Annotated in this window: 27 protein-coding genes and 2 pseudogenes; 16 read left to right on the forward strand and 13 right to left on the reverse strand. The window is 52.8% G+C overall.

Annotation, left to right across the window (positions count from 1 at the left end; genetic code table 11):
* Window positions 1-96: 96 nt before the first annotated feature.
* Window positions 97-1,086: a 2-hydroxyacid dehydrogenase gene (locus ACQ0PY_RS12325; RefSeq protein ID WP_042318863.1), complete on the forward strand. Its 990-nt coding sequence runs from the start codon at window positions 97-99 to the stop codon at window positions 1,084-1,086.
* 109 nt (window positions 1,087-1,195) lie between these two features.
* The gene (hslJ, locus tag ACQ0PY_RS12330) at window positions 1,196-1,615 is read left to right on the forward strand and encodes a heat shock protein HslJ (RefSeq protein WP_044257796.1); all 420 of its coding nucleotides are present in this window, start codon (window positions 1,196-1,198) and stop codon (window positions 1,613-1,615) included.
* A gap of 10 nt (window positions 1,616-1,625) precedes the next feature.
* Here hslJ and ACQ0PY_RS12335 read toward each other — a convergent pair whose 3' ends face one another.
* Together ACQ0PY_RS12335 and ACQ0PY_RS12340 are read right to left on the reverse strand one after the other, a co-directional pair.
* A complete protein-coding gene (locus tag ACQ0PY_RS12335) occupies window positions 1,626-1,898 on the reverse strand; it encodes a putative hemolysin (protein ID WP_043000605.1) in 273 nt (90 codons plus the stop codon).
* Between the two features lie 156 nt (window positions 1,899-2,054).
* The gene (locus ACQ0PY_RS12340; protein WP_141227535.1) at window positions 2,055-2,405 is read right to left on the reverse strand and encodes a C40 family peptidase; all 351 of its coding nucleotides are present in this window, start codon (window positions 2,403-2,405) and stop codon (window positions 2,055-2,057) included.
* Window positions 2,406-3,118: 713 nt separating this feature from the next.
* On the opposite strand from ACQ0PY_RS12340, the gene ACQ0PY_RS12345 reads away from it, so the two are divergent.
* The 6 genes from ACQ0PY_RS12345 (at window position 3,119) to uspF (ending at window position 10,234) form a co-directional block, all read left to right on the forward strand.
* Window positions 3,119-4,099, forward strand: a complete 981-nt coding sequence (locus ACQ0PY_RS12345) for an IS5-like element ISKpn26 family transposase (protein WP_164593909.1) — start codon at window positions 3,119-3,121, stop codon at window positions 4,097-4,099.
* On the forward strand, window positions 4,081-4,275 hold the full coding sequence (locus tag ACQ0PY_RS12350; protein WP_446894147.1) for a hypothetical protein: 195 nt from the start codon (window positions 4,081-4,083) through the stop codon (window positions 4,273-4,275). Before ACQ0PY_RS12345 ends, ACQ0PY_RS12350 begins: the two co-directional genes overlap by 19 nt.
* 68 nt (window positions 4,276-4,343) lie before the next feature.
* Window positions 4,344-7,868, forward strand: a complete 3,525-nt coding sequence (gene nifJ / locus ACQ0PY_RS12355; protein ID WP_109740265.1) for a pyruvate:ferredoxin (flavodoxin) oxidoreductase — start codon at window positions 4,344-4,346, stop codon at window positions 7,866-7,868.
* Between the two features lie 356 nt (window positions 7,869-8,224).
* Window positions 8,225-9,349 (forward strand): porin OmpC, encoded by a 1,125-nt coding sequence (gene ompC, locus ACQ0PY_RS12360; RefSeq protein ID WP_109740266.1) that lies wholly within the window; start codon window positions 8,225-8,227, stop codon window positions 9,347-9,349.
* A gap of 156 nt (window positions 9,350-9,505) precedes the next feature.
* A complete protein-coding gene (locus ACQ0PY_RS12365; protein ID WP_043000601.1) occupies window positions 9,506-9,718 on the forward strand; it encodes a KTSC domain-containing protein in 213 nt (70 codons plus the stop codon).
* A gap of 81 nt (window positions 9,719-9,799) precedes the next feature.
* Window positions 9,800-10,234 (forward strand): universal stress protein UspF, encoded by a 435-nt coding sequence (uspF, locus tag ACQ0PY_RS12370; RefSeq protein WP_043000600.1) that lies wholly within the window; start codon window positions 9,800-9,802, stop codon window positions 10,232-10,234.
* Between the two features lie 70 nt (window positions 10,235-10,304).
* On the opposite strand, the gene ACQ0PY_RS12375 is transcribed toward uspF, so the two are convergent.
* Together ACQ0PY_RS12375 and ACQ0PY_RS12380 are read right to left on the reverse strand one after the other, a co-directional pair.
* Window positions 10,305-11,498, reverse strand: a complete 1,194-nt coding sequence (locus ACQ0PY_RS12375; RefSeq protein WP_109740267.1) for a zinc-dependent alcohol dehydrogenase — start codon at window positions 11,496-11,498, stop codon at window positions 10,305-10,307.
* 33 nt (window positions 11,499-11,531) lie between these two features.
* A complete protein-coding gene (locus tag ACQ0PY_RS12380; RefSeq protein ID WP_043000598.1) occupies window positions 11,532-12,440 on the reverse strand; it encodes an SDR family oxidoreductase in 909 nt (302 codons plus the stop codon).
* On the opposite strand from ACQ0PY_RS12380, the gene ACQ0PY_RS12385 reads away from it, so the two are divergent.
* From ACQ0PY_RS12385 to cydB, 5 genes are all read left to right on the forward strand, one after another.
* Window positions 12,396-12,641, forward strand: coding sequence for a hypothetical protein (locus ACQ0PY_RS12385; protein WP_162300690.1), 246 nt, complete (start codon window positions 12,396-12,398; stop codon window positions 12,639-12,641). The genes ACQ0PY_RS12380 and ACQ0PY_RS12385 overlap by 45 nt on opposite strands.
* A 177-nt stretch (window positions 12,642-12,818) precedes the next feature.
* Window positions 12,819-13,004 (forward strand): con-10 family general stress protein, encoded by a 186-nt coding sequence (locus ACQ0PY_RS12390; protein ID WP_043000597.1) that lies wholly within the window; start codon window positions 12,819-12,821, stop codon window positions 13,002-13,004.
* Window positions 13,005-13,096: 92 nt separating this feature from the next.
* On the forward strand, window positions 13,097-13,594 hold the full coding sequence (locus ACQ0PY_RS12395) for a YciE/YciF ferroxidase family protein (protein ID WP_043000596.1): 498 nt from the start codon (window positions 13,097-13,099) through the stop codon (window positions 13,592-13,594).
* A gap of 85 nt (window positions 13,595-13,679) precedes the next feature.
* The gene (locus tag ACQ0PY_RS12400) at window positions 13,680-15,086 is read left to right on the forward strand and encodes a cytochrome ubiquinol oxidase subunit I (RefSeq protein ID WP_109740268.1); all 1,407 of its coding nucleotides are present in this window, start codon (window positions 13,680-13,682) and stop codon (window positions 15,084-15,086) included.
* Complete coding sequence (gene cydB, locus ACQ0PY_RS12405) at window positions 15,086-16,096, forward strand: cytochrome d ubiquinol oxidase subunit II (protein ID WP_044257787.1); 1,011 nt, start codon at window positions 15,086-15,088, stop codon at window positions 16,094-16,096. The genes ACQ0PY_RS12400 and cydB overlap by 1 nt, the downstream gene beginning before the upstream one ends.
* Window positions 16,097-16,129: 33 nt before the next feature.
* Here the strand turns inward: cydB and ACQ0PY_RS12410 are convergent, their stop codons facing one another.
* Together ACQ0PY_RS12410 and ACQ0PY_RS12415 are read right to left on the reverse strand one after the other, a co-directional pair.
* On the reverse strand, window positions 16,130-16,648 hold the full coding sequence (locus ACQ0PY_RS12410; protein ID WP_044267134.1) for a 2-oxo-tetronate isomerase: 519 nt from the start codon (window positions 16,646-16,648) through the stop codon (window positions 16,130-16,132).
* Between the two features lie 11 nt (window positions 16,649-16,659).
* Window positions 16,660-16,764, reverse strand: a pseudogene (locus ACQ0PY_RS12415) (DUF421 domain-containing protein); the annotation flags it as partial.
* A gap of 89 nt (window positions 16,765-16,853) precedes the next feature.
* Between ACQ0PY_RS12415 and ACQ0PY_RS12420 the strand changes: the two are divergent.
* Window positions 16,854-17,063 (forward strand): annotated as a pseudogene (locus ACQ0PY_RS12420) (site-specific integrase); the annotation flags it as partial.
* Between the two features lie 47 nt (window positions 17,064-17,110).
* Entirely contained in the window at window positions 17,111-18,046 is a 936-nt protein-coding gene (gene ttcA / locus ACQ0PY_RS12425; protein ID WP_043000592.1) for a tRNA 2-thiocytidine(32) synthetase TtcA, read from the forward strand.
* 43 nt (window positions 18,047-18,089) lie between these two features.
* On the opposite strand, the gene dbpA is transcribed toward ttcA, so the two are convergent.
* The 4 genes from dbpA to ACQ0PY_RS12445 form a co-directional block, all read right to left on the reverse strand.
* The gene (dbpA, locus tag ACQ0PY_RS12430) at window positions 18,090-19,463 is read right to left on the reverse strand and encodes an ATP-dependent RNA helicase DbpA (RefSeq protein ID WP_099433041.1); all 1,374 of its coding nucleotides are present in this window, start codon (window positions 19,461-19,463) and stop codon (window positions 18,090-18,092) included.
* A 23-nt stretch (window positions 19,464-19,486) separates the two neighbouring features.
* Entirely contained in the window at window positions 19,487-19,675 is a 189-nt protein-coding gene (gene ynaL / locus ACQ0PY_RS12435) for a proline-rich small protein YnaL (protein ID WP_071888396.1), read from the reverse strand.
* A gap of 275 nt (window positions 19,676-19,950) precedes the next feature.
* Window positions 19,951-20,934 carry a zinc transporter ZntB gene (gene zntB / locus ACQ0PY_RS12440; RefSeq protein ID WP_043000590.1) on the reverse strand — a complete coding sequence of 328 codons (984 nt, stop codon included), beginning with the start codon at window positions 20,932-20,934 and terminating at the stop codon, window positions 19,951-19,953.
* Window positions 20,935-21,023: 89 nt separating this feature from the next.
* A complete protein-coding gene (locus ACQ0PY_RS12445; RefSeq protein ID WP_109740269.1) occupies window positions 21,024-22,157 on the reverse strand; it encodes a methyl-accepting chemotaxis protein in 1,134 nt (377 codons plus the stop codon).
* Between the two features lie 645 nt (window positions 22,158-22,802).
* Here ACQ0PY_RS12445 and ACQ0PY_RS12450 point away from each other — a divergent pair.
* On the forward strand, window positions 22,803-24,035 hold the full coding sequence (locus ACQ0PY_RS12450; RefSeq protein WP_109740270.1) for a sensor domain-containing diguanylate cyclase: 1,233 nt from the start codon (window positions 22,803-22,805) through the stop codon (window positions 24,033-24,035).
* Between the two features lie 42 nt (window positions 24,036-24,077).
* On the opposite strand, the gene pcaC is transcribed toward ACQ0PY_RS12450, so the two are convergent.
* Genes pcaC through ACQ0PY_RS12465 form a run of 3 tightly spaced genes read right to left on the reverse strand, consistent with a single transcriptional unit; the run spans window position 24,078 to window position 26,563 of the window.
* Window positions 24,078-24,467, reverse strand: coding sequence for a 4-carboxymuconolactone decarboxylase (pcaC, locus tag ACQ0PY_RS12455; protein ID WP_043000587.1), 390 nt, complete (start codon window positions 24,465-24,467; stop codon window positions 24,078-24,080).
* Window positions 24,457-25,221, reverse strand: a complete 765-nt coding sequence (gene pcaD / locus ACQ0PY_RS12460; RefSeq protein WP_043000586.1) for a 3-oxoadipate enol-lactonase — start codon at window positions 25,219-25,221, stop codon at window positions 24,457-24,459. The genes pcaC and pcaD overlap by 11 nt, the downstream gene beginning before the upstream one ends.
* Complete coding sequence (locus tag ACQ0PY_RS12465; RefSeq protein ID WP_043000585.1) at window positions 25,199-26,563, reverse strand: 3-carboxy-cis,cis-muconate cycloisomerase; 1,365 nt, start codon at window positions 26,561-26,563, stop codon at window positions 25,199-25,201. The genes pcaD and ACQ0PY_RS12465 overlap by 23 nt, the downstream gene beginning before the upstream one ends.
* Between the last annotated feature and the right edge of the window lie 4 nt (window positions 26,564-26,567).

The following is a 26,567-nucleotide window of genomic DNA, read 5'->3' on the forward strand; positions in this document are numbered from 1 at the left end:
ATTATTCATTATAGGTATCACTTTCAATAATATTTTATGTTTTGTAAAATAATTTGAATTCGATAATTGTGATTCGATATCACTGGAGAAAGACTTATGAAACTCGCCGTCTACAGTACAAAACAGTACGACAAAAAGTACCTGCAGCAGGTTAACGAAGCCTTTGGTTTTGAACTTGAATTCTTTGATTTTCTGTTGACGGAGAAAACGGCTAAAACCGCTCATGGCTGCGAGGCGGTGTGTATTTTCGTGAACGATGATGGCAGTCGCCCGGTGCTCGAAGAATTGAAAAATCATGGCGTTAAGTACATTGCTTTGCGTTGCGCGGGGTTCAATAACGTCGATCTGGATGCGGCAAAAGAGTTAGGTCTGCAGGTCGTTCGTGTCCCGGCCTATTCTCCGGAAGCCGTCGCGGAACATGCAGTGGGCATGATGATGACGCTGAACCGCCGTATTCACCGCGCTTATCAGCGTACCCGTGATGCCAACTTCTCACTGGAAGGATTAACCGGCTTCACGATGCACGGAAAAACGGCGGGGGTGATTGGTACCGGGAAGATCGGCATCGCGGCCCTGCGTATTCTGAAAGGCTTTGGAATGCGTCTGCTGGCGTTTGATCCGTACCCCAGCGCAGCTGCGCTCGAACTCGGCGTGGAGTATGTTGATTTGCCGACGCTGTTCGCCGAATCCGATGTGATTTCACTGCACTGCCCGTTAACGCCGGAAAACTATCACCTGCTGAACCATGCCGCGTTTGATCAGATGAAAAATGGCGTGATGGTCATCAACACCAGTCGTGGCGCCCTGATCGATTCTCAGGCGGCGATTGAAGCGCTGAAAAATCAGAAAATAGGTTCACTGGGGATGGACGTTTACGAAAACGAGCGCGATCTGTTCTTCGAAGATAAGTCGAACGACGTTATCCAGGATGATGTTTTCCGTCGCCTGTCGGCCTGTCATAACGTCCTGTTTACCGGGCATCAGGCTTTCCTCACCGCTGAAGCGTTGACCAGTATTTCTGAGACTACGCTGCAAAATTTACAACAGTTAGCGAACGGAGAAACCTGCCCTAACGCCCTGTTCTGATCCGCCGCCTTCCTGTTCGCAGGAGGGCATTTCAGAATTTCCCCAAAGCCACTGGCGATGAAATAGGTATGCTGTCGGTGGCGATTACGTTTAAATGCAGAGAGTTAACATGAAGAAGGTCATAGCGCTGGTTGCGCTGAGCCTGCTGGTTGCAGGTTGTGTAAGCAACGGAAAAGTATCGGTCAGCCGTGAGCAATTACAGCATCACCGCTTTGTGCTGGAGAGCGTAGACGGTAAACCGGTCAATGCAACGGGTCATCCGCTTGAACTGAGTTTTGGCGAAAAGATGATGATTTCGGGCAATATGTGTAATCGCTTCAACGGTCAGGCATCACTTTCTGACGGTGCATTGAAAGTAAAAGAGATGGCGATGACCCGAATGATGTGCGCCGATCCCCAGCTCAACGAGCTGGACAATACCCTCAGCACCATGCTGAAACAGGGCGCACAAGTAGACCTGACCGCCAACCAGCTCACCCTGGCCACAGCGGAACATACGTTAAGCTATAAGCTTGCCGATTTAATGTAGTAATGGGTGCTTAATAGCTACCACAGCTTCCCGCGGCGAGGGATTGTTCACTGCAACGTTTGCCGTTGGGAAGCGCGCACATACCAATTGCCGATCCGTCTAACTGACGGGCAACGGAAAGTGAACCGCCTATCATGGCGCAATTTGCCTCACCGGAACTGGTCATCGATGCTTTTAAACCCGGTGCGACATGCGCTGCTGTCGCCTGCTGAACAGGTTCATTGTCACTGCTGCAAGCCGACAACAATAACGCGGCACATCCTACCCAAAACGCTGCGCGCATTTGACTCCCCTCATATTCTGTAAGCGTAAACAAGCCGCACTAATAATAGGCATCCGAATCCGTCGCGTCGAGAGTCAAAACGCGCAATTATGCGGCCTCGCCGCATTTTATTGCGCTTTTTCCCCTGGATTGGGATCCCATAGGCCTGTTCTGTCGTTATGCGCTCACCCGGCGAGCGGTCAAATAGTGCGCCTGCCAGTACTGATTCGACAAATGTGACATTGTCACGCCTTGCGAGCTGGAGGCATGTATAAAGGAGTCATTGCCGATATAAACGCCAACGTGATGCACGTTCGGCTCCGTCTTAAAAAACACCAGATCGCCGACTTTCAGCTCACGCTGACTGACTTTCTGCCCCATACGACTTTGCTCCTGCGCGGTACGCGGCAAGCGTCTATGGATAACCGAGGCAATAATTCTGCGCGTGAACGCCGAACAATCAATACCATTGCGACTGTCACCTCCCCAGCGGTAATCGGTTCCTCTCCACTGCGCAAATTCACTCATAATGCGATGCTTAAGCTGCGCTTTCTTATTCTGAACAGGCGCTTGTGAAAAGTGCCCTTCAGAATAAGAGAGTGGCGAAAAGGTATTGGCTCCCCAGTTTTTGGTCTGAATTTTCACAAAGGCAAATGACGACGATGAGGCGGAAATAAGTAAAGTAAGTAATAAAATTCGTAACATAACCTAATCAAAACAATTAAATACCTGAACACATCCATACTTTTGGCGCACGAAAAAAGTTATCAATAATGATAAATAAAAGAGTTATTTTTGTTTTAACGTCTATTCACGATAACAAGAGTATCGACCTTCAATAACGCAAAGGTTTACAGGCTCTTCCCGTCCTGAATTGCGCTCAGTATAGGCGCGGGCGGCCTGACACCGAACTTAAAAAGTCTTATTAAGAAATTCACATCATGACGATAATGGCGAGGATAATAAATTCATTAAGGAAATCCTTAAAGAAAATCTCACTCCACTTTTGGACAATATGTTTTTAATATCGCCTGCCTCGCAGGCAATAACCAACTCATAACAAAAAAGCACAATTAAATATACAACCCGGTGTTACCTACCGGGCAATAAAATTGTCATTGTTTTTGCGAGCTTTGTGTCAATTTGTGCACTCGAAAGTGGCACAACTTCTAGGGAAGGTGCGAACAAGTTCCTGATATGAGATCATCATATTCATCCGGAGCGCATCCCAGAGGGACATCATGAGCCATCAACTCACCTTCGCCGATAGTGAATTCAGCACTAAGCGCCGTCAGACCCGAAAAGAGATTTTCCTCTCCCGCATGGAGCAGATTCTGCCATGGCAGAATATGACCGCTGTCATCGAGCCGTTTTATCCCAAGGCGGGCAATGGCCGACGGCCCTATCCGCTGGAGACCATGCTGCGTATTCACTGCATGCAGCATTGGTACAACCTGAGCGACGGTGCCATGGAAGATGCCCTGTACGAAATCGCCTCCATGCGCCTGTTTGCCCGATTATCCCAGGATAGCGCCCTGCCGGATCGCACCACCATCATGAATTTCCGCCACCTGCTCGAGCAGCATCAACTGGCCCGTCAATTGTTCAAGACCATCAATCGCTGGCTGGCCGAAGCAGGCGTCATGATGACCCAAGGCACTTTGGTGGATGCCACCATCATTGAGGCGCCCAGCTCTACCAAGAACAAAGAGCAGCAACGCGATCCGGAGATGCATCAGACCAAGAAAGGCAATCAGTGGCACTTTGGCATGAAGGCCCACATTGGTGTCGATGCCAAGAGTGGCCTGACCCACAGCCTAGTCACCACCGCGGCCAACGAGCATGACCTCAATCAGCTGGGTAATCTGCTTCATGGAGAGGAGCAATTTGTCTCAGCCGATGCCGGCTACCAAGGAGCGCCACAGCGCGAGGAGCTGGCCGAGGTGGATGTGGACTGGCTGATCGCCGAGCGTCCCGGCAGGGTAAAAACCTTGAAGCAGCATCCGCGCAAGAACAAAACGGCCATCAACATCGAATACATGAAAGCCAGCATCCGTGCCAAGGTGGAGCACCCGTTTCGCATCATCAAGCGGCAGTTCGGCTTCGTGAAAGCCAGATACAAGGGGCTGCTGAAAAACGATAACCAACTGGCGATGTTATTCACCCTGGCCAACCTGTTTCGGGTGGACCAAATGATACGTCAGTGGGAGAGATCTCAGTAAAAACCGGAAATAACGCCAGAAATGGTGGAAAAAATAGCCTAAATAGGCTGATTCGATGTGTTTGCGGGAAAAAAATCGGCCCAGATCCGCGAAATTTTAATCAGCGAGTCAGCTTGGGAAGAAATGACCTGCTTATTCGCACCTTCCCTAGGGAATACAGGAAAGTCCTATACTAGAGAAATAACTATCAGGACGCTAAGTGGTTTCCTGCGTCCCTCTTTTTTGCGCAATGTAAGGGTGTCATATGATTACTATTGACGGTAATGGTGCAGTCGCTTCGGTGGCGTTTCGTACCAGTGAAGTTATCGCCATCTACCCCATTACGCCCAGTTCAACGATGGCTGAACAGGCTGACGCCTGGGCAGGCAACGGGCTGAAAAACATCTGGGGAGATACGCCGCGCGTCGTCGAAATGCAGTCGGAAGGCGGTGCAATAGCGACCGTTCACGGTGCGCTGCAAACCGGCGCGCTTGCCACCTCCTTTACCTCTTCACAGGGGTTACTGCTGATGATCCCCACGCTGTACAAACTGGCGGGACAATTAACCCCCTTTGTACTGCATGTCGCCGCCCGTACCGTGGCAACCCACGCGTTGTCGATTTTTGGCGATCATTCAGACGTCATGGCGGTCCGCCAGACCGGCTGCGCCATGCTGTGCGCCGCAAGCGTACAGGAGGCGCAGGACTTCGCGCTGATCTCGCAAATCGCGACCCTGAAAAGCCGGGTTCCCTTTATTCACTTCTTTGATGGTTTCCGCACTTCGCATGAAATCAACAAAATCATCCCGCTGGCAGATGACACGATTCGCGGCCTGATGCCGCAGGCTGAAATTGATGCACATCGCGCCCGGGCGCTCAACCCAGAGCACCCGGTGATCCGCGGCACCTCAGCGAATCCCGATACGTATTTCCAGTCCCGCGAGGCGACCAACCCGTGGTATGACGCGGTATACGATCATGTCGAACAGGCGATGAATGATTTCGCTGCCGCAACCGGTCGTCAGTATCAGCCGTTCGAATATTATGGTCATCCGCAGGCCGAACGGGTCATCATTCTGATGGGTTCTGCTATCGGCACCAGCGAAGAAGTGGTTGACGAACTGCTGACGCGCGGCGAGAAAGTCGGGGTGCTGAAAGTCCGCCTGTTCCGCCCCTTCTCAGCTAAACATCTGCTGCGGGCCTTGCCTGAATCCGTCCGCGCGGTTGCCGTGCTCGATCGCACCAAAGAACCGGGTGCCCAGGCCGAACCCCTGTATCTCGATGTGATGACCGCGCTGGCGGAAGCATTCAACGGCGGTGAGCGTGAAACGTTGCCGCGCATGATTGGCGGCCGTTATGGTCTCTCTTCAAAAGAGTTTGGCCCGGACTGCGTGCTCGCGGTCTTTAATGAACTGTGCCAGGCAAAACCCAAACCGCGCTTCACCGTTGGTATCTACGATGATGTCACCAACCTGTCGTTGCCACTGCCTGATAACACCTTGCCGACGACGGCGAAGCTGGAAGCACTATTTTACGGTCTCGGCAGTGACGGCAGCGTTTCGGCGACCAAGAACAACATCAAGATCATCGGTAATTCAACGCCGTGGTATGCCCAGGGCTACTTCGTGTATGACTCCAAAAAGGCAGGCGGTCTGACGGTGTCTCACCTGCGCGTGAGTGAACAGCCGATCCGCTCTGCTTACCTGATCTCACAGGCCGATTTTGTCGGCTGTCACCAACTGCAGTTTATCGATAAATACCAGATGGCTGAACGACTGAAGCCTGGTGGTATTTTTCTGCTGAATACGCCGTATCCCGCAGATGAGGTCTGGTCACGCTTGCCACAGGAAGTACAGGCGGTACTGAACCAGAAGAAAGCGCGTTTTTACGTCATTAATGCGGCGAAAATCGCCCGTGAATGTGGCCTGGCGGCGCGGATTAACACCGTCATGCAGATGGCGTTTTTTCATCTGACTCAAATTCTGCCGGGCGATAGCGCGCTGGCTGAACTTCAGGGGGCAATTGCCAAAAGTTACAGCAGCAAAGGTCAGGACCTGGTGGAACGCAACTGGCAGGCACTCGCGCTGGCGCGCGAGTCTGTTGCTGAGGTGCCGCTGCAGACGGTTGATCCGCACAGCGCCCACCGTCCTCCTGTGGTGTCTGACGCCGCGCCTGATTTTGTGAAGACGGTGACCGCGGCAATGCTCGCGGGGCTCGGCGATGCCCTTCCCGTCTCTGCGCTACCGCCCGACGGCACCTGGCCTATGGGTACCACCCGCTGGGAGAAACGCAACATCGCCGAAGCGATCCCCATCTGGAAAGAGGAGCTTTGCACTCAGTGTAACCACTGCGTTGCGGCCTGCCCGCACTCGGCTATTCGTGCCAAAGTGGTTTCGCCGGAAGCAATGGAGAATGCTCCCGCCAGCCTGCATTCGCTGGATGTGAAATCACGCGATATGCGCGGACAGAAATACGTTCTGCAGGTCGCGCCGGAAGACTGCACCGGCTGTAATCTGTGTGTGGAAGTGTGCCCGGCGAAAGACCGTCAGAATCCGGAAATCAAGGCCATCAATATGCTGTCGCGCCTTGAGCACGTCGAAGAAGAGAAAGTGAATTATGACTTTTTCCTCAGTCTGCCGGAAATTGACCGCAATAAACTCGAACGCATTGATATTCGTACCTCTCAGTTGATTACGCCGCTGTTTGAATATTCCGGTGCCTGTTCCGGCTGTGGCGAAACGCCGTATATCAAGTTACTGACCCAACTCTATGGCGACAGAATGCTGATTGCCAACGCCACGGGGTGTTCGTCAATTTACGGTGGGAACCTGCCTTCCACACCGTACACAACCGATGCCAATGGGCGCGGTCCCGCATGGGCAAACTCGCTGTTTGAGGATAACGCAGAGTTCGGTCTGGGCTTTCGTCTGACTGTCGATCAGCATCGCTTACGCGTGCTGCGTCTGCTCGAACAGTTTGCCGACCAGATCCCGGCTGAACTGAACGACGCTTTACATACCGATGCGACCCCTGACGTGCGTCGTGAGCAAGTTGCCGCGCTGCGTCAGCATCTGAAGGATGTCGATGGTGCACGTGAACTGCTCACCGACGCCGATGCGCTGGTTGAAAAATCCATCTGGCTGATCGGCGGCGATGGCTGGGCCTACGATATTGGCTTCGGCGGGCTGGATCATGTAATGAGCCTGACTGAAAACGTCAATATTCTGGTGCTGGATACGCAGTGCTACTCCAACACGGGCGGTCAGGCCTCGAAAGCCACACCGCTTGGCGCGGTAACGAAATTTGGTGAGCACGGCAAACGGAAGGCGCGTAAAGATCTGGGCGTCAGCATGATGATGTACGGTCATGTCTATGTCGCACAGATTTCGCTCGGGGCGCAACTCAACCAGACCGTGAAGGCGATTCAGGAAGCGGAAGCGTATCCTGGTCCGTCGCTGATCATCGCCTACAGCCCGTGTGAAGAACACGGCTATGACCTCGCACTGAGTCACGATCAGATGCGTCAGTTGACGGCGACCGGCTTCTGGCCACTCTACCGCTTTGACCCACGTCGTGCGGATGAGGGCAAATTGCCGCTGGCGCTGGACTCTCGCCCGCCGTCAGATGCGCTGGCAGAGACATTACTCAACGAGCAGCGTTTCCGTCGCCTGAATGCGCAGCAACCAGAAGTGGCAGAGCAGTTATGGAAGGACGCCGCGGCCGATCTGCAAAAACGCTATGACTTCCTGGCGCAACTGGCCGGTAAAGCGGAGAAGACCAGTACTGACTGATCGGAGGGTTCACGTCGGCCAAAAAAAAGCCCGAACATCTGTTCGGGCTTGTCAATTTCTTTGTCGGCAAATCAGTACGCGTTGCATTGGACCAACAAAAAAGCAGTATGTGACAATAAAGGCATATAACGAACGAAGAATATCGCACTGGATTTATTTTGTATAATTTTTATTTTATATGCTTTATGCAATTATATTCACACCAATTATTGTCATTTCGATGGAATTATTTATTTAAGGTTTCACTTAAGACGTAACAATTGATACTTATCTCTTTACGGAACTTCTCCTTTAGCATGTTTTTACTCCCCAACAGAGGGAGTGAAAGCTAAATATAAAACTAAAGGATTACTGCGATGAAAAGAAAAGTACTGGCCCTTGTCATCCCTGCCCTGTTAGCAGCAGGCGCAGCACATGCTGCTGAAGTTTATAATAAAGACGGCAACAAATTAGATCTTTATGGCAAAGTTGATGGTCTGCATTATTTCTCTGATAATGCCAACAGTGATGGCGATCAAACTTATGTTCGTATGGGCTTTAAAGGTGAAACACAAATTAATGATCAACTGACCGGTTACGGTCAGTGGGAATATCAGGTTAACGCCAACACCACCGAAGGCGACCACGGCAACAGCTTCACGCGTCTTGCTTTTGCTGGCCTGAAATTTGGTGAATACGGTTCATTCGACTACGGTCGTAACTACGGCGTGATGTATGACGTGGAAGGCTGGACCGATATGCTGCCTGAATTCGGCGGCGACTCCTACACCTATTCCGATAACTTTATGGTAGGTCGCACCAACGGTGTTGCCACTTACCGTAACACGGACTTCTTCGGTCTGGTTAACGGTCTGAACTTCGCACTGCAGTATCAGGGTGCCAACGAAGATCAAATCACCAATGAGCAGGAAGGTACTGGCAACGGCGGCGATCGTACTGTCCGGAACTCCAACGGCGACGGTTTCGGTATCACGTCGACCTATGACTTCGGAATGGGCGTTAGCTTCGGTGCAGCCTACACCACCTCCGACCGTACCAACGAGCAAGTCAATGCGGGTGGCCGCGTCGCGGGTGGCGATAAGGCAGATGCCTGGACAGCGGGTCTGAAATATGACGCCAACAACATTTATCTGGCTACCATGTACTCTGAAACCCGTAACATGACCCCGTACGGTGATGACGGCGTAGCAAACAAAACCCAGAACTTTGAAGTGACGGCGCAATACCAGTTCGACTTCGGTCTGCGTCCGGCGGTGTCCTTCCTGATGTCAAAAGGTAAAGATCTGACCGGTCAGGGCAATGACGACAGCAAAGATCTGGTAAAATACGCGGATGTTGGCGCGACTTACTACTTCAACAAAAACATGTCCACCTACGTTGATTATAAAATCAACCTGCTGGATAACGACGACAACTTCTATTCTCGTAACAATATTAATACCGATGACGTCGTCGCACTCGGTATGGTCTATCAGTTCTAAGCCCTTCTGCCCGCTGGTAACGGCGGGCTTCTGCCCTTTCCCTCACCGTCATAACCCATTCGTTTTGCCTATAACAAAATGCGATATCACGAAGACTAAAATCCCCGTGGGTTAAATGATATATTCATGGTATGACCTGCCGTCGAGGATGCCGCCATGAACCATCAGCCTGTAAAATCATCACGAATTGCCTCCGTCGGCTATGACGAGAAATCCTCTACGCTTGAAATTCGTTTCTACCAGACCGGTGTTCTGCAATATCGCGGAGTTCCTGCGCATATATACCGAAATTTTCTTTCTGTGGTCTCAAAAGGCCGATTTTATGACGGGGTTATTAAGGGAAAGTACCCGGAAATCAAAAGCAAATAATGTTGAATTGTGATCTTTGTCATTGTACTGAATCGGTGATAAGACGTTACACTTTATAGGGATACTCAAACAGGAGGTTTAATGAACAGAACAATTCTTGTACCTATCGATATTTCAGACTCAGAATTAACTCAACGTGTGATTAATCATGTCGAAGCCGAGGCGAAAATTGACGATGCACAGGTTCATTTCCTGACCGTCATTCCGTCTCTGCCTTACTATTCTGCACTGGGCCTGGCCTACTCTGCGGAGTTGCCTGCCATGGACGATCTGAAAGCCGAAGCGAAATCTCAACTGGAAGAGATTATCAAGAAGTTCACTATCCCGTCGGACAGAGTGCAGATCCATGTCGTTGAAGGCTCGCCAAAAGATAAGATTCTGGAAATGGCGAAAACACTGCCTGCGGATATGGTGATTATCGCATCCCACCGTCCGGACATTACCACCTATCTGTTAGGGTCGAACGCCGCTGCCGTGGTACGCCATGCAGAGTGTTCCGTTCTGGTCGTACGCTAACATTTTCAGCCCGCACATCGCTGCGGGCTTTTCGTTGTGCCATAACCGGTGTTGCTGATCAATCCACGCCTCAGACGGTGGTCTTTTCTTGCGTCAGACCAGGCACCAGAATCACTTTTCGACACGCCTCTTCACGCTTTTCAAATATTTCGTAACCCCGCGCGGCCTCTTCGAGTGGCATATGGTGAGTCACGATTTCTTCCGGTGTCAGTAGCCCCTGTTCAATGAGACTAAGCAGATCCGGCAGATAAGCATGCACGTGGGTCTGACCCATCTTGAAGGTCAGTCCTTTGTCAAAGGCATCACCAAACATGAATCCATGAATAAAACCGGCATACACGCCAGGGACGCTGACGACCCCACCACGGCGCACAGCGGCGATACATTGCCGGAGCGCTTTACCGCTGCTGCCTTCAATTTTCAACGTGCTCAGCACGGTTTCTGTCAGACTGCCCTTCGCCTCAAAACCGACAGCATCAATCACCGCATCCACACCGCGATGTCCGGGCGTGTTATCAATGATCCATTCTGCCGGATCGTCGTTTTTATCAAAATTAATCGGGATCGCGCCGTAACGCTGATGCGCAAACTCGAGCCGGTAGTCGTTATGATCAATGATAAAAATATGCTCCGCACCGTTCAGCCGGGAACAGGCGGCGCAGAGTAAACCCACCGGGCCCGCGCCAAAGATAGCCACGCTTGAACCCTGCCTGATGTCGGCATTCTTCACCGCTTGCCACGCTGTTGGCAAAATATCTGACAGAAAAAGCACCTTTTCATCCGGCAATGTATCCGGCACTTTGAAGGGGCCGGCATTCGCCTTCGGGACGCGGACAAATTCTGCCTGCCCGCCAGGGATCCCGCCGTAGAGATCGCTGTAGCCAAACAGCGCGGCGGGCGGCGTGATGTTTTTACGGTTCAGGGCTGCACCTTTACCGCTGTTGGTATTTTCGCAGGCGGCATATTGATGCAGATGACAGAAAAAGCACTCACCACAGGCGATGACAAAAGGTATCACCACCCGATCGCCTTTACTGACTGCCGTCACCTCCGGACCGGTCTCCACCACTTCGCCCATAAACTCATGACCAAAAATATCGCCATGATGCGTACCAGGGATTTTGCCGCGGTAAAGATGCAAATCCGATCCGCAAATGGCGGTGGCGGTCACGCGAAGAATAATATCGTCCGGCGCCTCAAGGCCCGGATCGGGCACAGAATCAACGCTAACGTGATGCGGGCCATGATAAGTGAGTGCTTTCATTCACATTTCTCCTGTTGGCTGGCAAACCGCGCGTTATAAGGTCCCGGTGCCACCGTCTGAACACCAGACCTGACCGGACGTGTAGCTGTTCTCTGGTGCCGCCAGCGTGACATACAGCGGTGCGATCTCCGCCGGTTGACCGGGTCGACCAAGCGGGGACTGCGCGCCAAATTTCTCGATTTTTTCCTGTGGCTGACCTCCGCAGCACTGCAACACCGTCCAGTAGGGACCCGGCGCGACGGCGTTAACCCGAATCCCCTTCGGCGCCAGTTGTTTCGCCAGCGATTTGGTGAAGACGGCGATCGCCGCTTTGGTTTGCGCATAATCCAACAGGATATCGCTCGGTTCGTACGCCTGGACTGAGGTGGTGTTAATGATCACACTGCCCGATGAGAGATGACGAAGTGCAGCCTTCGTAATCCAGAATGTCGCGTAAACATTGGTCTTGAACGTGGCATCAAACGCTTCGGTAGTGAGATCGTCAATTGACTCACAGAATTGCTGGCGCCCCGCGTTATTCACCAGGATATCCAGCCCGCCTAACGCATCTACCGCCTGGTTAACTAGCGTCTGGCAGAAGGTTTCATCGCGGATATCACCCGGAATCGCGGCCACGTTCCTGCCTGCTTTTTTAATCAGTTCAACCACTTCACGGGCATCTTCTTCTTCATCAGGTAAATAATTAATTGCCACATCGGCACCTTCCCGCGCATAAGCAATCGCCACCGCGCGACCAATACCGGAATCGCCCCCGGTGATTAAGACTTTCTTGCCGTTAAGCCTGCCGCTCCCTTGATAGCTCTCTTCGCCATGATCGGGACGGGGCTGCATTTTACTGGCAAGTCCTGGAAAAGGTTGTTTTTGGTGCGGAAATGGCGGAGCCGGAAAATGCTCAGAATGCGTTTTATTGGTGATCTGCTTTTGATTATTCTGGTCAGCCATGCGTTTACCTCTCGTTATTTTTCCTACGGACTTTTAAGCGTAGAACAAAATTGGCGAGAAGGTTCTCAAAGCCGTCTGAGTGATTATTTTTCGGTCATTCAAACGCCGCCTCTTAATGAATACTGTTTTATTCTGAAGACTATTTTTTTAATCGCCCTGCGCTCAGACAGTTACATACCAACATTTACAAAACCCCCATAAAATAAGCGAGGCGGGTGTTTTCGATAATATATTGAAAAGTAACCCGTCAATTTTTTCTGATTTTTTGTGGAAATTTGACTCCTCGCGGATAGCCGCTAACTTTAAGCCCTGAACAACGACGGATACAAATTACATTTTTGTATCTGACTGACATAACCGATATACAAGAGGTGAGATATGGCAGAGCATCGTGGTGGTTCCGGTAATTTCGCAGAAGACCGTGATAAAGCATCTGAAGCGGGTAAAAAAGGCGGTCAGCACAGCGGCGGGAACTTCAAAAACGATCCGCAGCGTGCATCCGAGGCAGGAAAAAAAGGCGGTCAGAACAGCCATAGTGGCGGACGTAAGTCTGATAACTCCTGATTGTAAGACTGCTTTAGCCTTTAATAAATAAAGTGTCCTGCGGGTCTGTCTGTAGACTCGCAGTTATTTTTTCTGAACCGGGAGAGGATGTTATGAATATGAAAACGCTCGAGGATGTTTTCATCCATTTACTTTCAGACACCTATAGCGCGGAAAAACAATTAACCCGTGGTCTGGCGAAACTGGCCCGCGCGGCCTCTGACGAAAAACTCAGCGCCGCGTTTAATGCGCACCTGGAAGAAACTCAAGGGCAAATTGCGCGTATAGACCAGATAATCGAACAGGAACCGAAGATTAAGATTAAACGCATGAAATGCGTGGCGATGGAAGGCTTAATTGAAGAAGCCAATGAGGTCATCGAAAGTACAGAAAAAAATGAAGTTCGCGATGCTGCATTAATTGCGGCCGCACAAAAAGTTGAGCACTATGAAATTGCCAGTTACGGCACGCTGGCAACCCTCGCCGAACAGTTGGGCTATCCCGCCGCGGTAAAACTTCTGGCGCAAACGCTTGAAGAAGAAAAAGAAACCGATTTGAAATTAACTGACCTGGCGGTCGGTAATATCAATAAAAGTGCGGAGAAACGATAACCGCGCCCGAGGTTATTGGTTGGTAAGAAAAAACAGTTTTGTTGCGCTCTGCTTATGGCAGCGCTTTGTCATGGGGTAGCATACCGTGCCTGAACTTGATGCTTTTCATCTGGTCCGTTTTCAGTTCGCCTTCACTGTCTCTTTTCACATTCTTTTCCCGGCGATTACCATTGGGCTGGCCAGCTATCTGGTGGTACTGGAAGGAATGTGGCTGCGCACGCACAACAACCTCTGGCGTTCGCTTTACAACTTCTGGCTAAAAATCTTTGCCGTCAATTTTGGCATGGGCGTCGTTTCCGGTCTGGTGATGGCCTACCAGTTCGGCACAAACTGGAGCGGCTTTTCCCAGTTTGCCGGCAGTATTACCGGCCCACTGCTGCTTTACGAAGTGCTCACCGCCTTCTTCCTGGAGGCGGGTTTTCTGGGCGTGATGCTGTTTGGCTGGAACAGAGTTTCTCCAGCGCTGCATTTTTTCACCACCTGCATGGTGGCACTGGGAACGCTGATGTCCACTTTCTGGATCCTCGCGTCAAACAGCTGGATGCAGACGCCGCAAGGTTTCAGCATTGAAAACGGTCATGTGATCCCGCAGGACTGGATGGCGATCATTTTCAACCCCTCCTTTCCGTATCGTCTGTTCCATATGTCGATCGCCGCCTTCCTGAGTAGCGCGATGTTTGTGGGAGCCTCTGCCGCCTGGCATTTACTTCGCGGCAACGACACGCCGGCCATCCGCAAAATGTTTTCCATGGCGATGTGGATGGCGTTAATCGTCGCGCCGATTCAGGCGGTGGTCGGCGATATGCACGGTCTAAATACCCTTGAGCATCAGCCGGTAAAAATTGCCGCTATCGAAGGCCACTGGGAAAACGCGCCCGGCGAGGCTACACCGCTCTTGCTGTTTGGGATGCCGGACATGGAGGAGGAGCGCACAAAATACGGTCTGGAGATCCCGGCGCTGGGTAGTCTGATCCTGACCCACAGTCTGGATAAACAGGTTCCTGCGCTGAAGGATTATCCCAAAGAAGATCGCCCTAACTCCCCTGTTGTCTTCTGGTCGTTTCGTATCATGGTAGGCATAGGTTTACTCATGATTGCGCTGGGTCTCTGTAGCGTCTGGCTGCGCTGGCGCCAGCGCCTGTATCAGTCTCGCCCGTTCCTGTGGTTTGCGCTGGGAATGGGCCCTGCCGGACTACTGGCGCTGTTGGCGGGTTGGGTCACGACGGAAGCAGGACGTCAACCGTGGGTGATCTACGGATTCTTACGCACCCGCGATGCGGTGTCATTACACAGCACGATGCAAATGGTCATCAGCTTGCTGGTCTTTATCATCGTCTACTGTGCTGTTTTTGGCGTGGGTTATTACTACATTTTCAGGCTCATTCGCAAAGGTCCGCAACCTGTCAGTGAACTGACGTCACAAACGGATGGCACCCCGGCTCGCCCCCTCTCGGCGGCAGAACCGGTGACGGATGAAGAGGAGAAGGCGTAATGGGTATCGATATCACCGTAATGTGGTTTGTCATCATTATCTTTGCCACGCTGATGTACATCGTGATGGATGGTTTCGATCTGGGTATTGGGATGTTGTTCAGCGTGGTTCACGACGCTGGTGAGCGTGACGTAATGGTAAACAGCGTGGCACCCGTCTGGGACGGTAATGAGACCTGGCTGGTGCTCGGCGGCGCGGGCCTCTTTGGCGCGTTCCCGCTGGCCTATGCGGTGATCACCGACGCACTGGCGATTCCGCTGACAATGATGCTCATCGGCCTGATTTTTCGTGGTGTGGCCTTTGAGTTTCGCTTTAAGGCGACACCTTCCCACCGACCATTCTGGGATTACGCCTTTGCCGGCGGTTCGCTGCTCGCGACATTCAGCCAGGGCATTGTGGTGGGCGCGGTGATTAACGGCTTCGAGGTGACAGAACGCCGTTTTGCCGGCTCAGCACTGGACTGGCTCACCCCCTTCAACCTCTTTTGCGGCGTCGGCCTGATCGTCGCCTATCTGCTGCTCGGCACCAGTTGGCTGATTATGAAAAGCGAGGGTTCGCTGCAAGCGCGAATGCGCGTCCTGACCCGTAAAGTCCTCCTCGCCCTGTTGGGGGTTATTGCGGTGGTGAGCGTCTGGACGCCGCTCGGCTGGCCCGCTATCGCCGAACGGTGGTTTACCCTGCCCAATTTCTTCTGGTTTGTCCCGGTGCCCATTCTTGTGCTGGTATTGAGCCTGTGGATTTGGCGACTGAGCGCAGAGATGAACAGCCATGCGCGACCCTTTATTCTGACGCTGGGTTTGATTTTCCTCGGCTTCAGCGGGCTGGGCATCAGCTTATGGCCGCATATTATCCCACCGCATATCACGCTGTGGGAGGCGGCAGCACCGCCTGCCAGCCAACGGTTTATGCTGGTGGGAACCCTGCTGATTATCCCGGTCATTTTGATGTACACCGCCTGGAGCTACTTTGTTTTCCGTGGCAAGGTTTCCGGGGGTGAAGGCTATCATTGAGCGTCAGATCGCAGAGCGTATTGATCACTGGGGTCAACGCCCCTCCCAGGCAGAGATCTCTTCCAGGAGTACTGCAAGGCTGAAACGGACTGCTTTTTCGATAACATCCTGACACTCACCAGAAAAAAGCTCGCGCTTTGTGACAACCTCCCCGCGGAGATTCCACGCAAACCAGACCGTTCCGGCGGGCGTTCCGTCTTCCCCACCGTCCGGACCGGCGTACCCACTGATGGCAATGCTGATATCGGTCCCGGCACGCTCGCGTATGCCCGTGGACATCTCTTTGACCGTCTGTTCACTCACTGCGGTATATTTTTCCAGCGTACTGGCCTGTACGCCGAGCAGTGTCTGCTTCGCCCTGTCACTAAAGGTAATAACGCCAATATCATAAAAGGCGGCGGTATCGGATTCCGCACAGAGTGCCGTCGCCAGATTACCGCCGGTGCAGGACTCAGCGGTGGTTAACGATAATCCTCGGTCAATGAACACATTGGCTAGCTGTTTCGTGAGTTCGCCGGTGGTTTTCGCTTCGTTATAGGCTGCTTCATTCATCCTTCTTCTCCTTAGCTTTCATCAGGAATAACGGAAATATGATCATTACGCTCCAGAATGGCGTATTGACTTTTTGCGGGCTCCGTAATGCCCTGATTCTGTCGCACCGTGACCAGGCTAATCATCGTCAGCGTCGCACCAGTGACAGAAAATCATTGCCTGACCAGAATTCAGAAGTAAGTTTAAGCCGTTTACCGTCGGACGTGTAAAAGGTGCTGGTATTCGTCGCCGTAATCCGTACCATACGCGACATACTTTTGCCTGTAGGCTTCGCTCAACCGAAGCGTTCACGTCTTTTATTGCAAACCCGATGGGGCATGAAACGCACGCAGGTGGTATATGAAATTGACGTAGCCTGAATCGACGTATTGACGACGAGCAGACTGCCAGGCGAAACGCAAAACTGGCACGGTGATACGCGTGTCGTGACATGCCCCTTTCCGGTGTTCGAGACAGTAAATAATGTTAGAAAATCAACAAGCGACGAAGAAAGAACAGTACAACCTGAATAAATTGCAGAAACGTCTGCGCCGTAACGTCGGCGAAGCGATTGCCGATTTCAATATGATTGAAGATGGCGACCGGATCATGGTCTGCCTGTCCGGTGGTAAAGACAGCTACACCATGCTGGAAATTTTGCGCAATCTACAGCAAAGCGCCCCGATTAGCTTTTCGCTGGTTGCCGTTAACCTGGATCAGAAACAGCCCGGTTTCCCTGAACACATTCTGCCTGAGTATCTTGAGCAACTGGGCGTTGAGTACAAAATAGTTGAAGAGAACACGTATGGGATCGTGAAAGATAAGATCCCGGAAGGCAAAACCACCTGCTCTCTTTGTTCACGCCTGCGTCGCGGTATTCTGTATCGCACGGCGACGGAGCTGGGTGCGACTAAAATTGCGCTGGGTCACCATCGCGACGACATTCTGCAAACCCTGTTCCTGAATATGTTCTACGGCGGGAAAATGAAAGGGATGCCGCCGAAACTGATGAGCGATGATGGTAAACATATCGTGATCCGCCCACTGGCTTACTGCCGTGAGAAGGATATCGAACGCTTTGCTGAAGCCAAAGGCTTCCCGATCATCCCTTGCAACCTGTGCGGTTCGCAACCAAACCTGCAACGTCAGGTGATTGCCGATATGCTGCGTGACTGGGATAAGCGTTATCCAGGCCGTATTGAAACCATGTTCAGCGCCATGCAGAACGTGGTGCCTTCACACCTGAGCGACATTAACCTGTTCGACTTCAAAGGGATTAAGCACGGTTCTGACGTTATTGATGGCGGCGATCTGGCATTTGATCGTGAAGAGATCCCGCTCCAGCCTGCAGGCTGGCAACCGGAAGAAGACGATAATCAGCTTGATGAACTTCGCCTGAACGTTGTCGAAGTGAAGTAATAGCCATGGGCCGGATCGTTTTCATCTCCGGCCCAACTCGGGTTTATTTCAGTAAACGCACCCGACAGGTTTTACCTTTAATCTTCCCATTCTGCAGTTGTTTCCATGCCTTATGCGCGACCGACTGACGGACCGCCACATAGACATGCGCCGGATGCACGGTAATTTTGCCAATGTCCGCGCCATCCAGACCCATATCTCCGGTTAACGCCCCCAGCACATCGCCTGGTCGCATTTTGGCTTTCTTGCCACCGTCTATACACAATGTCGCCATTTCGGCGACCAGCGGCGCGATGCTGCGTTGCGTTGGCGCAGGGACCCAGTTAAGGCGGATCTGCAGCATTTCAGAGAGAATATTCGCCCGCTGCGCCTCTTCCGGAGCACAAAAACTGATAGCCAGACCGCTGTTCCCGGCGCGCGCGGTACGGCCAATCCGGTGGACGTGCACCTCCGGATCCCACGCCAGTTCGAAATTCACCACCAGCTCCAGCGATTTGATATCAAGCCCGCGGGCCGCAACATCCGTCGCCACCAGCACCCGCGCGCTGCCGTTGGCAAAACGCACCAGCGTCTGATCGCGGTCTCGCTGTTCCAGATCGCCATGAAGCGCCAGCGCGCTTTGCCCGGCCTCATTGAGCGCATCGCACACCGCCTGACAATCCTTTTTAGTATTACAGAACACCACGCAGGAAGCCGGCTGATGCTGACTGAGCAACGTTTGCAACAGCGGTATCTTACCGTGCGCAGAGGTTTCAAAGAATTGCTGTTCGACGGCGGGGAGCGCATCCACCGTGTCAATTTCGATAGCGAGCGGATTTCGCTGCACGCGACCGCTGATTGCGGCAATCGCTTCCGGCCAGGTGGCCGAAAACAATAGCGTCTGACGCGACGCGGGCGCGAAACGGATCACCTCGTCGATTGCCTCACTGAATCCCATATCCAGCATCCGGTCTGCTTCATCCATCACCAGCGTGGTCAACGCGTCCAGCGAAACGGTGCCCTTTTGCAAATGGTCGAGCAAACGACCAGGCGTGGCGACGATAATATGCGGCGCGTGCTGAAGAGAATCGCGCTGTGCTCCGAAGGGTTGACCACCGCAAAGCGTCAGGATTTTGGTATTCGGTAAGAAACGCGCCAGACGACGTAGTTCACCGGCCACCTGATCCGCCAGTTCGCGCGTCGGGCACAGAACCAGCGACTGCGTCTGAAACAGAGTGGCATCAATATGCTGTAACAAACCGAGACCAAATGCTGCCGTTTTACCGCTGCCGGTTTTTGCTTGCACCCGCACATCCTGCCCGGCAAGGATCGCTGGCAGCGCCGCCGCCTGGACAGGGGTCATGGACAGATACCCCAACTCGTTCAGATTCTCGAGCTGGGCGGCGGGTAATACATTCAGGGTAGCAAAAGCAGTCACAATTTAATCTCACGGTAAACGACTCACAGTCGGCAGGCGCGTATCCTCGCAGATCTGCGGCTGTGATGCGACAACTTAATCGGTACTTCGTCGGGCGGCGGGTCGGGCATCGGCTGTGGACGTGGGATTGGATCGGGCACAGGAACGGGATCGGTGGGAACGGGATCCGAGAAATGAATGTCTTGTTGGCGGTGAGTTAACAGATGGAACATTTTTGCCTCCGGGATTTCATTGGCTCCCTTTCAGGGTAGTCGCTGAAAACGTACAGGCAAAAAAAAGCCGACTTATTTAAGTCGGCGTCGTACGAATCAATTGTGCTATGCAGTAATTCAAAAAAGGAAGTAAGACAATATGGAGCGCAACGCCCATCGCTTGACGTTGCATTCACCTGCAAGAGTGATATTGCCCCGAACAGGCGTGCTATTTATTGACTTCGCTCAATCTTAAAGCCGTTTTTAGGCAGAGAAATCTCTTAAAACACCCGTTTTTACAACCATTTACTACGATGCAACCATAAAGTAACACCACCAATCAGAACCACTAACAGAATACAAAAGAGTGAAAAGCCAAATTGCCACCCTCCACCGGGTATGCCGCCGAGATTGACGCCGAACAGTCCGGTCAGAAACGTGCTGGGAAGGAAAACCATCGCCATCAATGACATGGTATAGGTACGTCTTGCCAGCGACTCCTGCATTACCTGGGCAATTTCATCCGCCATAACGCCCGTGCGGGCGATACAGGCATCAATTTCATCCAGCCCCCTGCCCAGTCGGTCGGCAATATCTTGCATCCGGCGTCGCTGATCGTCCGTCATCCACGCCAGACGCTCGCTGGCCAGTCGCGAATAGACATCGCGCTGCGGCGCCATATAGCGGCGCATCACAATCAATTGTTTTCGTAATAACGCGAGGAAGCCGCGCGGCGGGATTTGCTGATCGAGCAGATTGTCTTCAAGATCGATGATTTTATCGTGTAACTGTTCGATAAATTCACTGGCGTGATCGGTCAGCGCATCGCATACGTCCACCAGCCAACCGCCGCAGTCAACTGGCCCGGTGCCTTCCTGGAGATCGCTGACGACATCGTCGAGCGCCAGCACCTTCCGCTGACGCGTGGAGACAATCAGCCGTTCATCCATATACAGACGCATCGCCACCAGTTGGTCCGGGCGCTCATCCGTACTGCCATTGATGCAGCGTAGCGTAATAAGCGTCCCTTCACCCAGACGGCTGACGCGTGGACGAAGGCTTTCCCCCGCCAGCGCATCCCTGACATTATTCGGCAGTAGCGGCGTCGTCGCCAGCCATTGCGCGCTGTCCGGATGCGTGTAGTTCAGATGCAGCCAGCACGGATGCTCACGGCTGATCACATCATCATCTTCCAGCGGTTTCACACCGCCCTTGCCATCCAGCAACCAGGCAAATACGGCATCCGGCACACTAACTTGAGACCCTTTAATGGCTTCCATTTTGCCTCCCATACTTCGCACTTTTCTGGTTAGTCTAGCTGTCGACGTATGTTAAGCAACCACTCATTCTCCCAATGTGTTATCAGGGCTTATGAAAACCCGCGAGCGTAGCGCTTGTGCGCTGAGGGAGAAATCGCTTCTGTTGCATCACTTAAACGGAACTGATGGGTTTTCGACTGGAGATCGACAACCTGTGATTTCAGTACATCCGACGATCCGGATAATTCATCCACCATCAACGCGTTACTTTGAGTAACTTTTTCCAGTTCATTCATTGCCTGGGTTATCTGATTTATTCCTTTTTCCTGTTCCGCCGTGGTGGTTGATATTTCATGCATCAACTGACTTAACTGCCCAGCGCCCTGGACGATTTCCTGCATATTCTTTTCTGTCTCACCCACAACCGTTGCGCCTTGCTGCACATTTTGATGGGTGACGTCGATAAGCCCCCGAATATTTTTTGCGGCTTCGGCACTTCTGTGCGCCAGATTTCGCACCTCCGTCGCCACCACGGAAAATCCTTTTCCCTGCTCACCGGCGCGCGCCGCTTCGACTGCGGCATTCAGGGCCAGAATATTGGTCTGAAACGCAATATCATCAATCAGGGTAATTATTTCTGTCATTTGCTGGGTACAAGTCGTAATCGAATGCATGTTGCTGGCAACCTGAACCATTAATTCGCTGCCTTTGTATGCACATTGCATCGCGCTATTGGCCTGCTGGTTAGCGAGTCGCGTGTGGTCAGCGTTGTTACGCGTGCTGGCGGCCATCTGTTCCATGCTGGCCGCCGTCTGGATTAAAGAGGCAGACTGCTGCTCCGTTTTTACGGATAATTCAGCGCTACGGGCGGCCAGTTGCTCTGACAACAACAGCGCCGTCTTCGAGGAAAGTCGGATCTCACGTACCAGCGTCGCGATACTGCCGGATAAGCTGTTGATACCCGGAATCAGTCTCCCGGCACAGTTATTACCAAATTCGGGAATATAAACGGCGAGATTTCCCGCTGTCACCTGTTCAATACTTTTCTTTACGGTATTAATGGGCGTGACAAGATATATTGTCATGTAGCACCATAAGGCGAATAACGCCAACAAAAAAATCACGTTCATTGAAATAATAACCGGCAGCCTGACCGAGTATATTATTTGCACAGTGTTAATCAGGCCAAAGGTAAATAGCAGAAATACGATAATAAATGTTCTGACGCTAATGTGTTTTAACATTTTAAACCTGTTAGAGGTTAATATGGCAGGTCATATTTATATAGTATCAGAAAAGCATATATTCTTCTCGTTCCGCTCTCTGTCCAAACTTCACGCAGAGATCCATAAAATTTACCTTAAAGAAGGATATTGCCGATTAAGTTTACCTTATTCTTATTGTTCATCATGAGGTGAGGCCGCTTTCCCTTACCCTCCCAAGCGATTCTACTGCTTAACAATTAAGTGATACGACACTCATCATTGATGAACGTTTAATCTGGCTTAAATGATTAGATTTCATAACGTGTTAATAAGCGCACTCGTGCTCTTGCCGCTTTTCGCCTCTGGACGTTAATGAGGTGGGCAAAAATTCCAGTAGCTGACCTTTCATTTCTCATGCGAATGGATGAATTCCTGCTAAATTTAACTGCACGACAGACATTCGATGGAAAGCCTGATGTTGCACGTATCATGGGCACCCGTTTGAATCAGCATCTCGTTTCTTGTTGCGTTCATCGCTGCATTTGTCTCCCTCAGACAGCGCGCGCGGGTCGAGGATCGGCATTCTGGCGCTTATCGGGCGGTATTACGCTTGGTATGGGGATCTGGTCAATGCGTTTCATCGGCATGGTCGCACAATAATTAATAAAAAGAACAGGATTACTGATGATTGCGCACAACCTGAATGCACTGGATTTATTAACACAGCCGGTCTGGATCGTCTCCCCCTGTACCGAAGAATTAGTTTTTGCCAATCGTATCGCCAGAGAGGTGATGCAAGGGTACACCTTCAGCCAGCTGCGTAAAGGGGTGTATTCCACCCATGCGCAGAATACGTTGCCGAACTATATTACCGATCTTCGCCGCCAGCGGGATATTGTCGAGATTCTGACGGTGCCTCGTGAAAATCATCAGGCCGCACTCACCTGTCGGTTATCGATTAACGATCTGCCAGGAACCGGTGAAGTCATTCTGTTCGAAGGCATTGATATCCCGGCGGTACAGGGGTTGAAAGCCAGCCGGTCTGCCACCTATCAGCGTAAAAAGCAGGGATTTTATGCCCGATTTTTTCTCACGAACTCCGCCCCGATGCTGCTGATCGATCCGTCAAGAGATGGTCTGATTGTCGACGCCAACCTGGCGGCGCTCAATTTCTACGGCTACAGCCTGGAGGCGATGTGCCAAAAACACACATGGGAAATCAATATGTTGGGTCGCCAGGTTCTGCCTGTTATGCATGAAATTGCGCGACTGCCGGGTGGGCATAAGCCGCTGAATTTTGTCCATAAAATTGCCGATGGCACCACTCGCCATGTGCAAACCTATGCCGGGCCGATTGAAATCTACGGCGACAGACTGATGTTGTGCATCATTCACGATATTACCGAGCAGAAACGTCTTGAACAGGAACTGGAGCGCGCCGCCCTGCATGACGCACTCACCGGACTGCTCAATCGCCGCCAGTTCTATCAACTGACCGAACAGGGGCAGATGCAGCATCTCACCCTGGCCCAGGACTACAGCCTGCTGCTCATTAATACCGATCGGTTTAAAAGCATTAACGACCTGTATGGTCACCTGAAAGGCGATGAGGTCCTCTGCGTGCTGGCGCGAAACCTGGAGTCCTGCGCACGCAAAGGAGATTTAGTGTTTCGCTGGGGCGGCGAGGAGTTTGTCCTGTTGTTACCGCGCACGCCGCTGGAGACCGCGTTGCAGTTAGCCGAATCCATCCGCGCGTCGGTCGCGAAAATCGGGCTTCCCGGCCTGCCGCGCTTTACCGTGAGCATTGGCGTGGCACACCGCGAACCGAACGAAAGTATCGATGAACTGTTTAAGCGGATGGATGCTGCGCTTTACCGGGCCAAAAATGATGGCAGAAACCGGGTACTGGCCGCCTGAGAAACCGCGCCCCGACGACCTCACCACCGCCGGGGGCCTGATTTACTTCCCGTCAGCGTCGCGCTGGTCAAAAACTTGCTGTGCCAGATGCAATGTCGCATTGGCGGCGGGCAGACCGCAATAAAGTGCCGAATGCATGATCAGCTCTTTCAACTCCTCACGCGTCACGCCGTTGTTGAACGCGGCATTGAGATGCATTTTTAGCTCCGCTTCGCGGTTTAACGCAATCAGCATCGCAATGGTTATCATACTGCGCGTATGCCGATCCAGTCCGGGGCGGCTCCAGATATCGCCCCAGGCATAACGGGTAATAAAGTGTTGAAATTCTTCATTCAGCGGCGTCAGGTTTTCCACCGTCCTGTCAACATGCGCATCGCCCAGAACCGCCCTGCGTACGGCCATTCCCTGCTGATAACGTTCTTCATCCTGCATATTGTCCTCCCAGAAACGATAACAACGCCGCGTTCACCGCACCCGGCGCTTCAATAGTGGATAAATGGGACGCCTTCACCACAGCCAGTACAGAACCGGCAATACGCTGGTGCATAAACTGAGCGTCGTCCACCGTGGTGACGGGGTCATTTTCACCGGCAATCAGCAGCACTGGCCGTGTGATCCCGGCAATTTGCTCACGCAAATCGGCCGTTGCCAGCGCTTCACAGCAGGCGGCGTACCCTTCGGCTGACGACGCGGCGAGTTGCTCACACAATGCAGCGACCGTTTGCGGTGCCGACTGACGAAAAGCAGGGCTGAACCAGCGTTCCGGGGCGCTGGCGGCAATCTCGCGCAGTCCATTCTGACGAACGCTTTGCGCGCGGGCGCGCCAACTCGCCTCGTCGCCTATACGTGCAGCGCTGTTAATCACTGTTACGCTCAGCACTCGTTGCGGCTGATGACAGGCCAGCCACAGCCCGGTGAGTCCTCCCATTGAGATCCCGCAAAAATGCGCTGCCGGGATATCCAGGTGATCGAGTAACGCAATCACATCCTGCCCCAGCCGGGCGAGATCGGTTGGCCCCATATTGTTCGTCGCGCCATGTCCGTGGGTGTCATAACGCAGCACTCGATATTGCGCGCTCAGCGCCGCAAGCTGTGGCGCCCACATCGCAAGCGTCGTACCGAGAGAATTGGATAGCACTACCACCGGCGCGTCGTCCGGGCCATCAATCTGGTAATTCAGTTCCATGCTGTTGTTCCTCATAACGTGCAAGCACGCGTTGCACAAACTGCGCCGCGCAGCCCGTTGCCGTGCCTGGGTCCAGTAACGCCACCAGTTGAGATTCATTAAGATGGGCCATCACCTGCGGCTCCTCAACGAGTACCGAATGCAGGGAATGACCGCTTGTCACCGCGCGATGGCACAGCCTTTCAATCAGATGATGGGCATCCTGCTTGCCGATAAACGCCGCCAATGCCAGCGTGACCGATTCCGCCATCATCAGGCCCTGAGTGATATCCAGATTGTCACGCATCTTTTGCGGGAAGACCTGCATATTCAGGACGAGCGATTGGGTTTCCTCAATTGCGTGCCCGACCAGCATGACGATCTCCGGCAGAACTTCCCATTCTGCCTGCCAGCCGCCGAGCGCACGTTCATGCTGCTGTAACTGACTGTTGTAGAGTGTGGCCATCAGTCCCGGCGTTTTCTGCATGGCAGTGAGGATCGCCGCGCAGCTCACCGGATTTCGCTTGTGCGGCATCGCCGACGATCCGCCCCGACCCGCGACGGCGGGTTCGCTCACTTCCGCCACTTCGGTCTGCATCAGCAGCGCGAAGTCCTGAGCAAACTTACCGAGAGTACCGCCGACACCGGCGTACCATGCCCCCACTTCCAGCAGCCGATCGCGCTGGGTATGCCAGGGCGTATCTGGCAACGTCAACGCCAGTTCCTGCGCGAGTCGCTCTGCCACCGGTAGCGCGTTCTGCCCAAGTGACGCCAGCGTTCCCGCCGCACCGCCAAACTGCAGCACCAGTACACGCGGCAACAGCGATTGCAGGCGTTCCTGCCAGCGCAGCAGCGCATCAAGCGTACCGGCCAGTTTTAGCCCCCAGGTCACCGGCAGCGCCTGCTGCATCCAGGTGCGACCCGGCATGACGGTATGCTGATAGCGATGCGCCTGCTGAGCAAAGACCGCCGTCAATTGACTCAGCGCACATTGCGTGTGATTGAGCGCCACTCGCAATTGCAGGACCAGTCCGGTATCGATCACATCCTGGCTGGTTGCCCCCCAGTGTACGTAACGTGCGGCGTCAGGATCCTCACGCTTCACCCGCGCGGTTAAGTGTTGCACCAACGGAATGGCCAGATTGCCCGCCGCCCGCGCCGATTCTGCCAGTGCTTGTCGATCAAACTCCTGCGCATGACAAGCCTGGGTGATAGGCCCGACAGCCGTTGCCGGTATCACGCCGCAGGCCGCCTGCGCACGGGCAAGCGCGGCCTCAAAATCGAGCATCCCCTGAAGAAGCTGGATGTCTGAAAATTCTGCCGTGAGCGCCGTTCCGCGCATCAACGGGGTTAGCAAGGTCATTCCT

The organism is Citrobacter sp. LST-B2, from assembly GCF_057983045.1.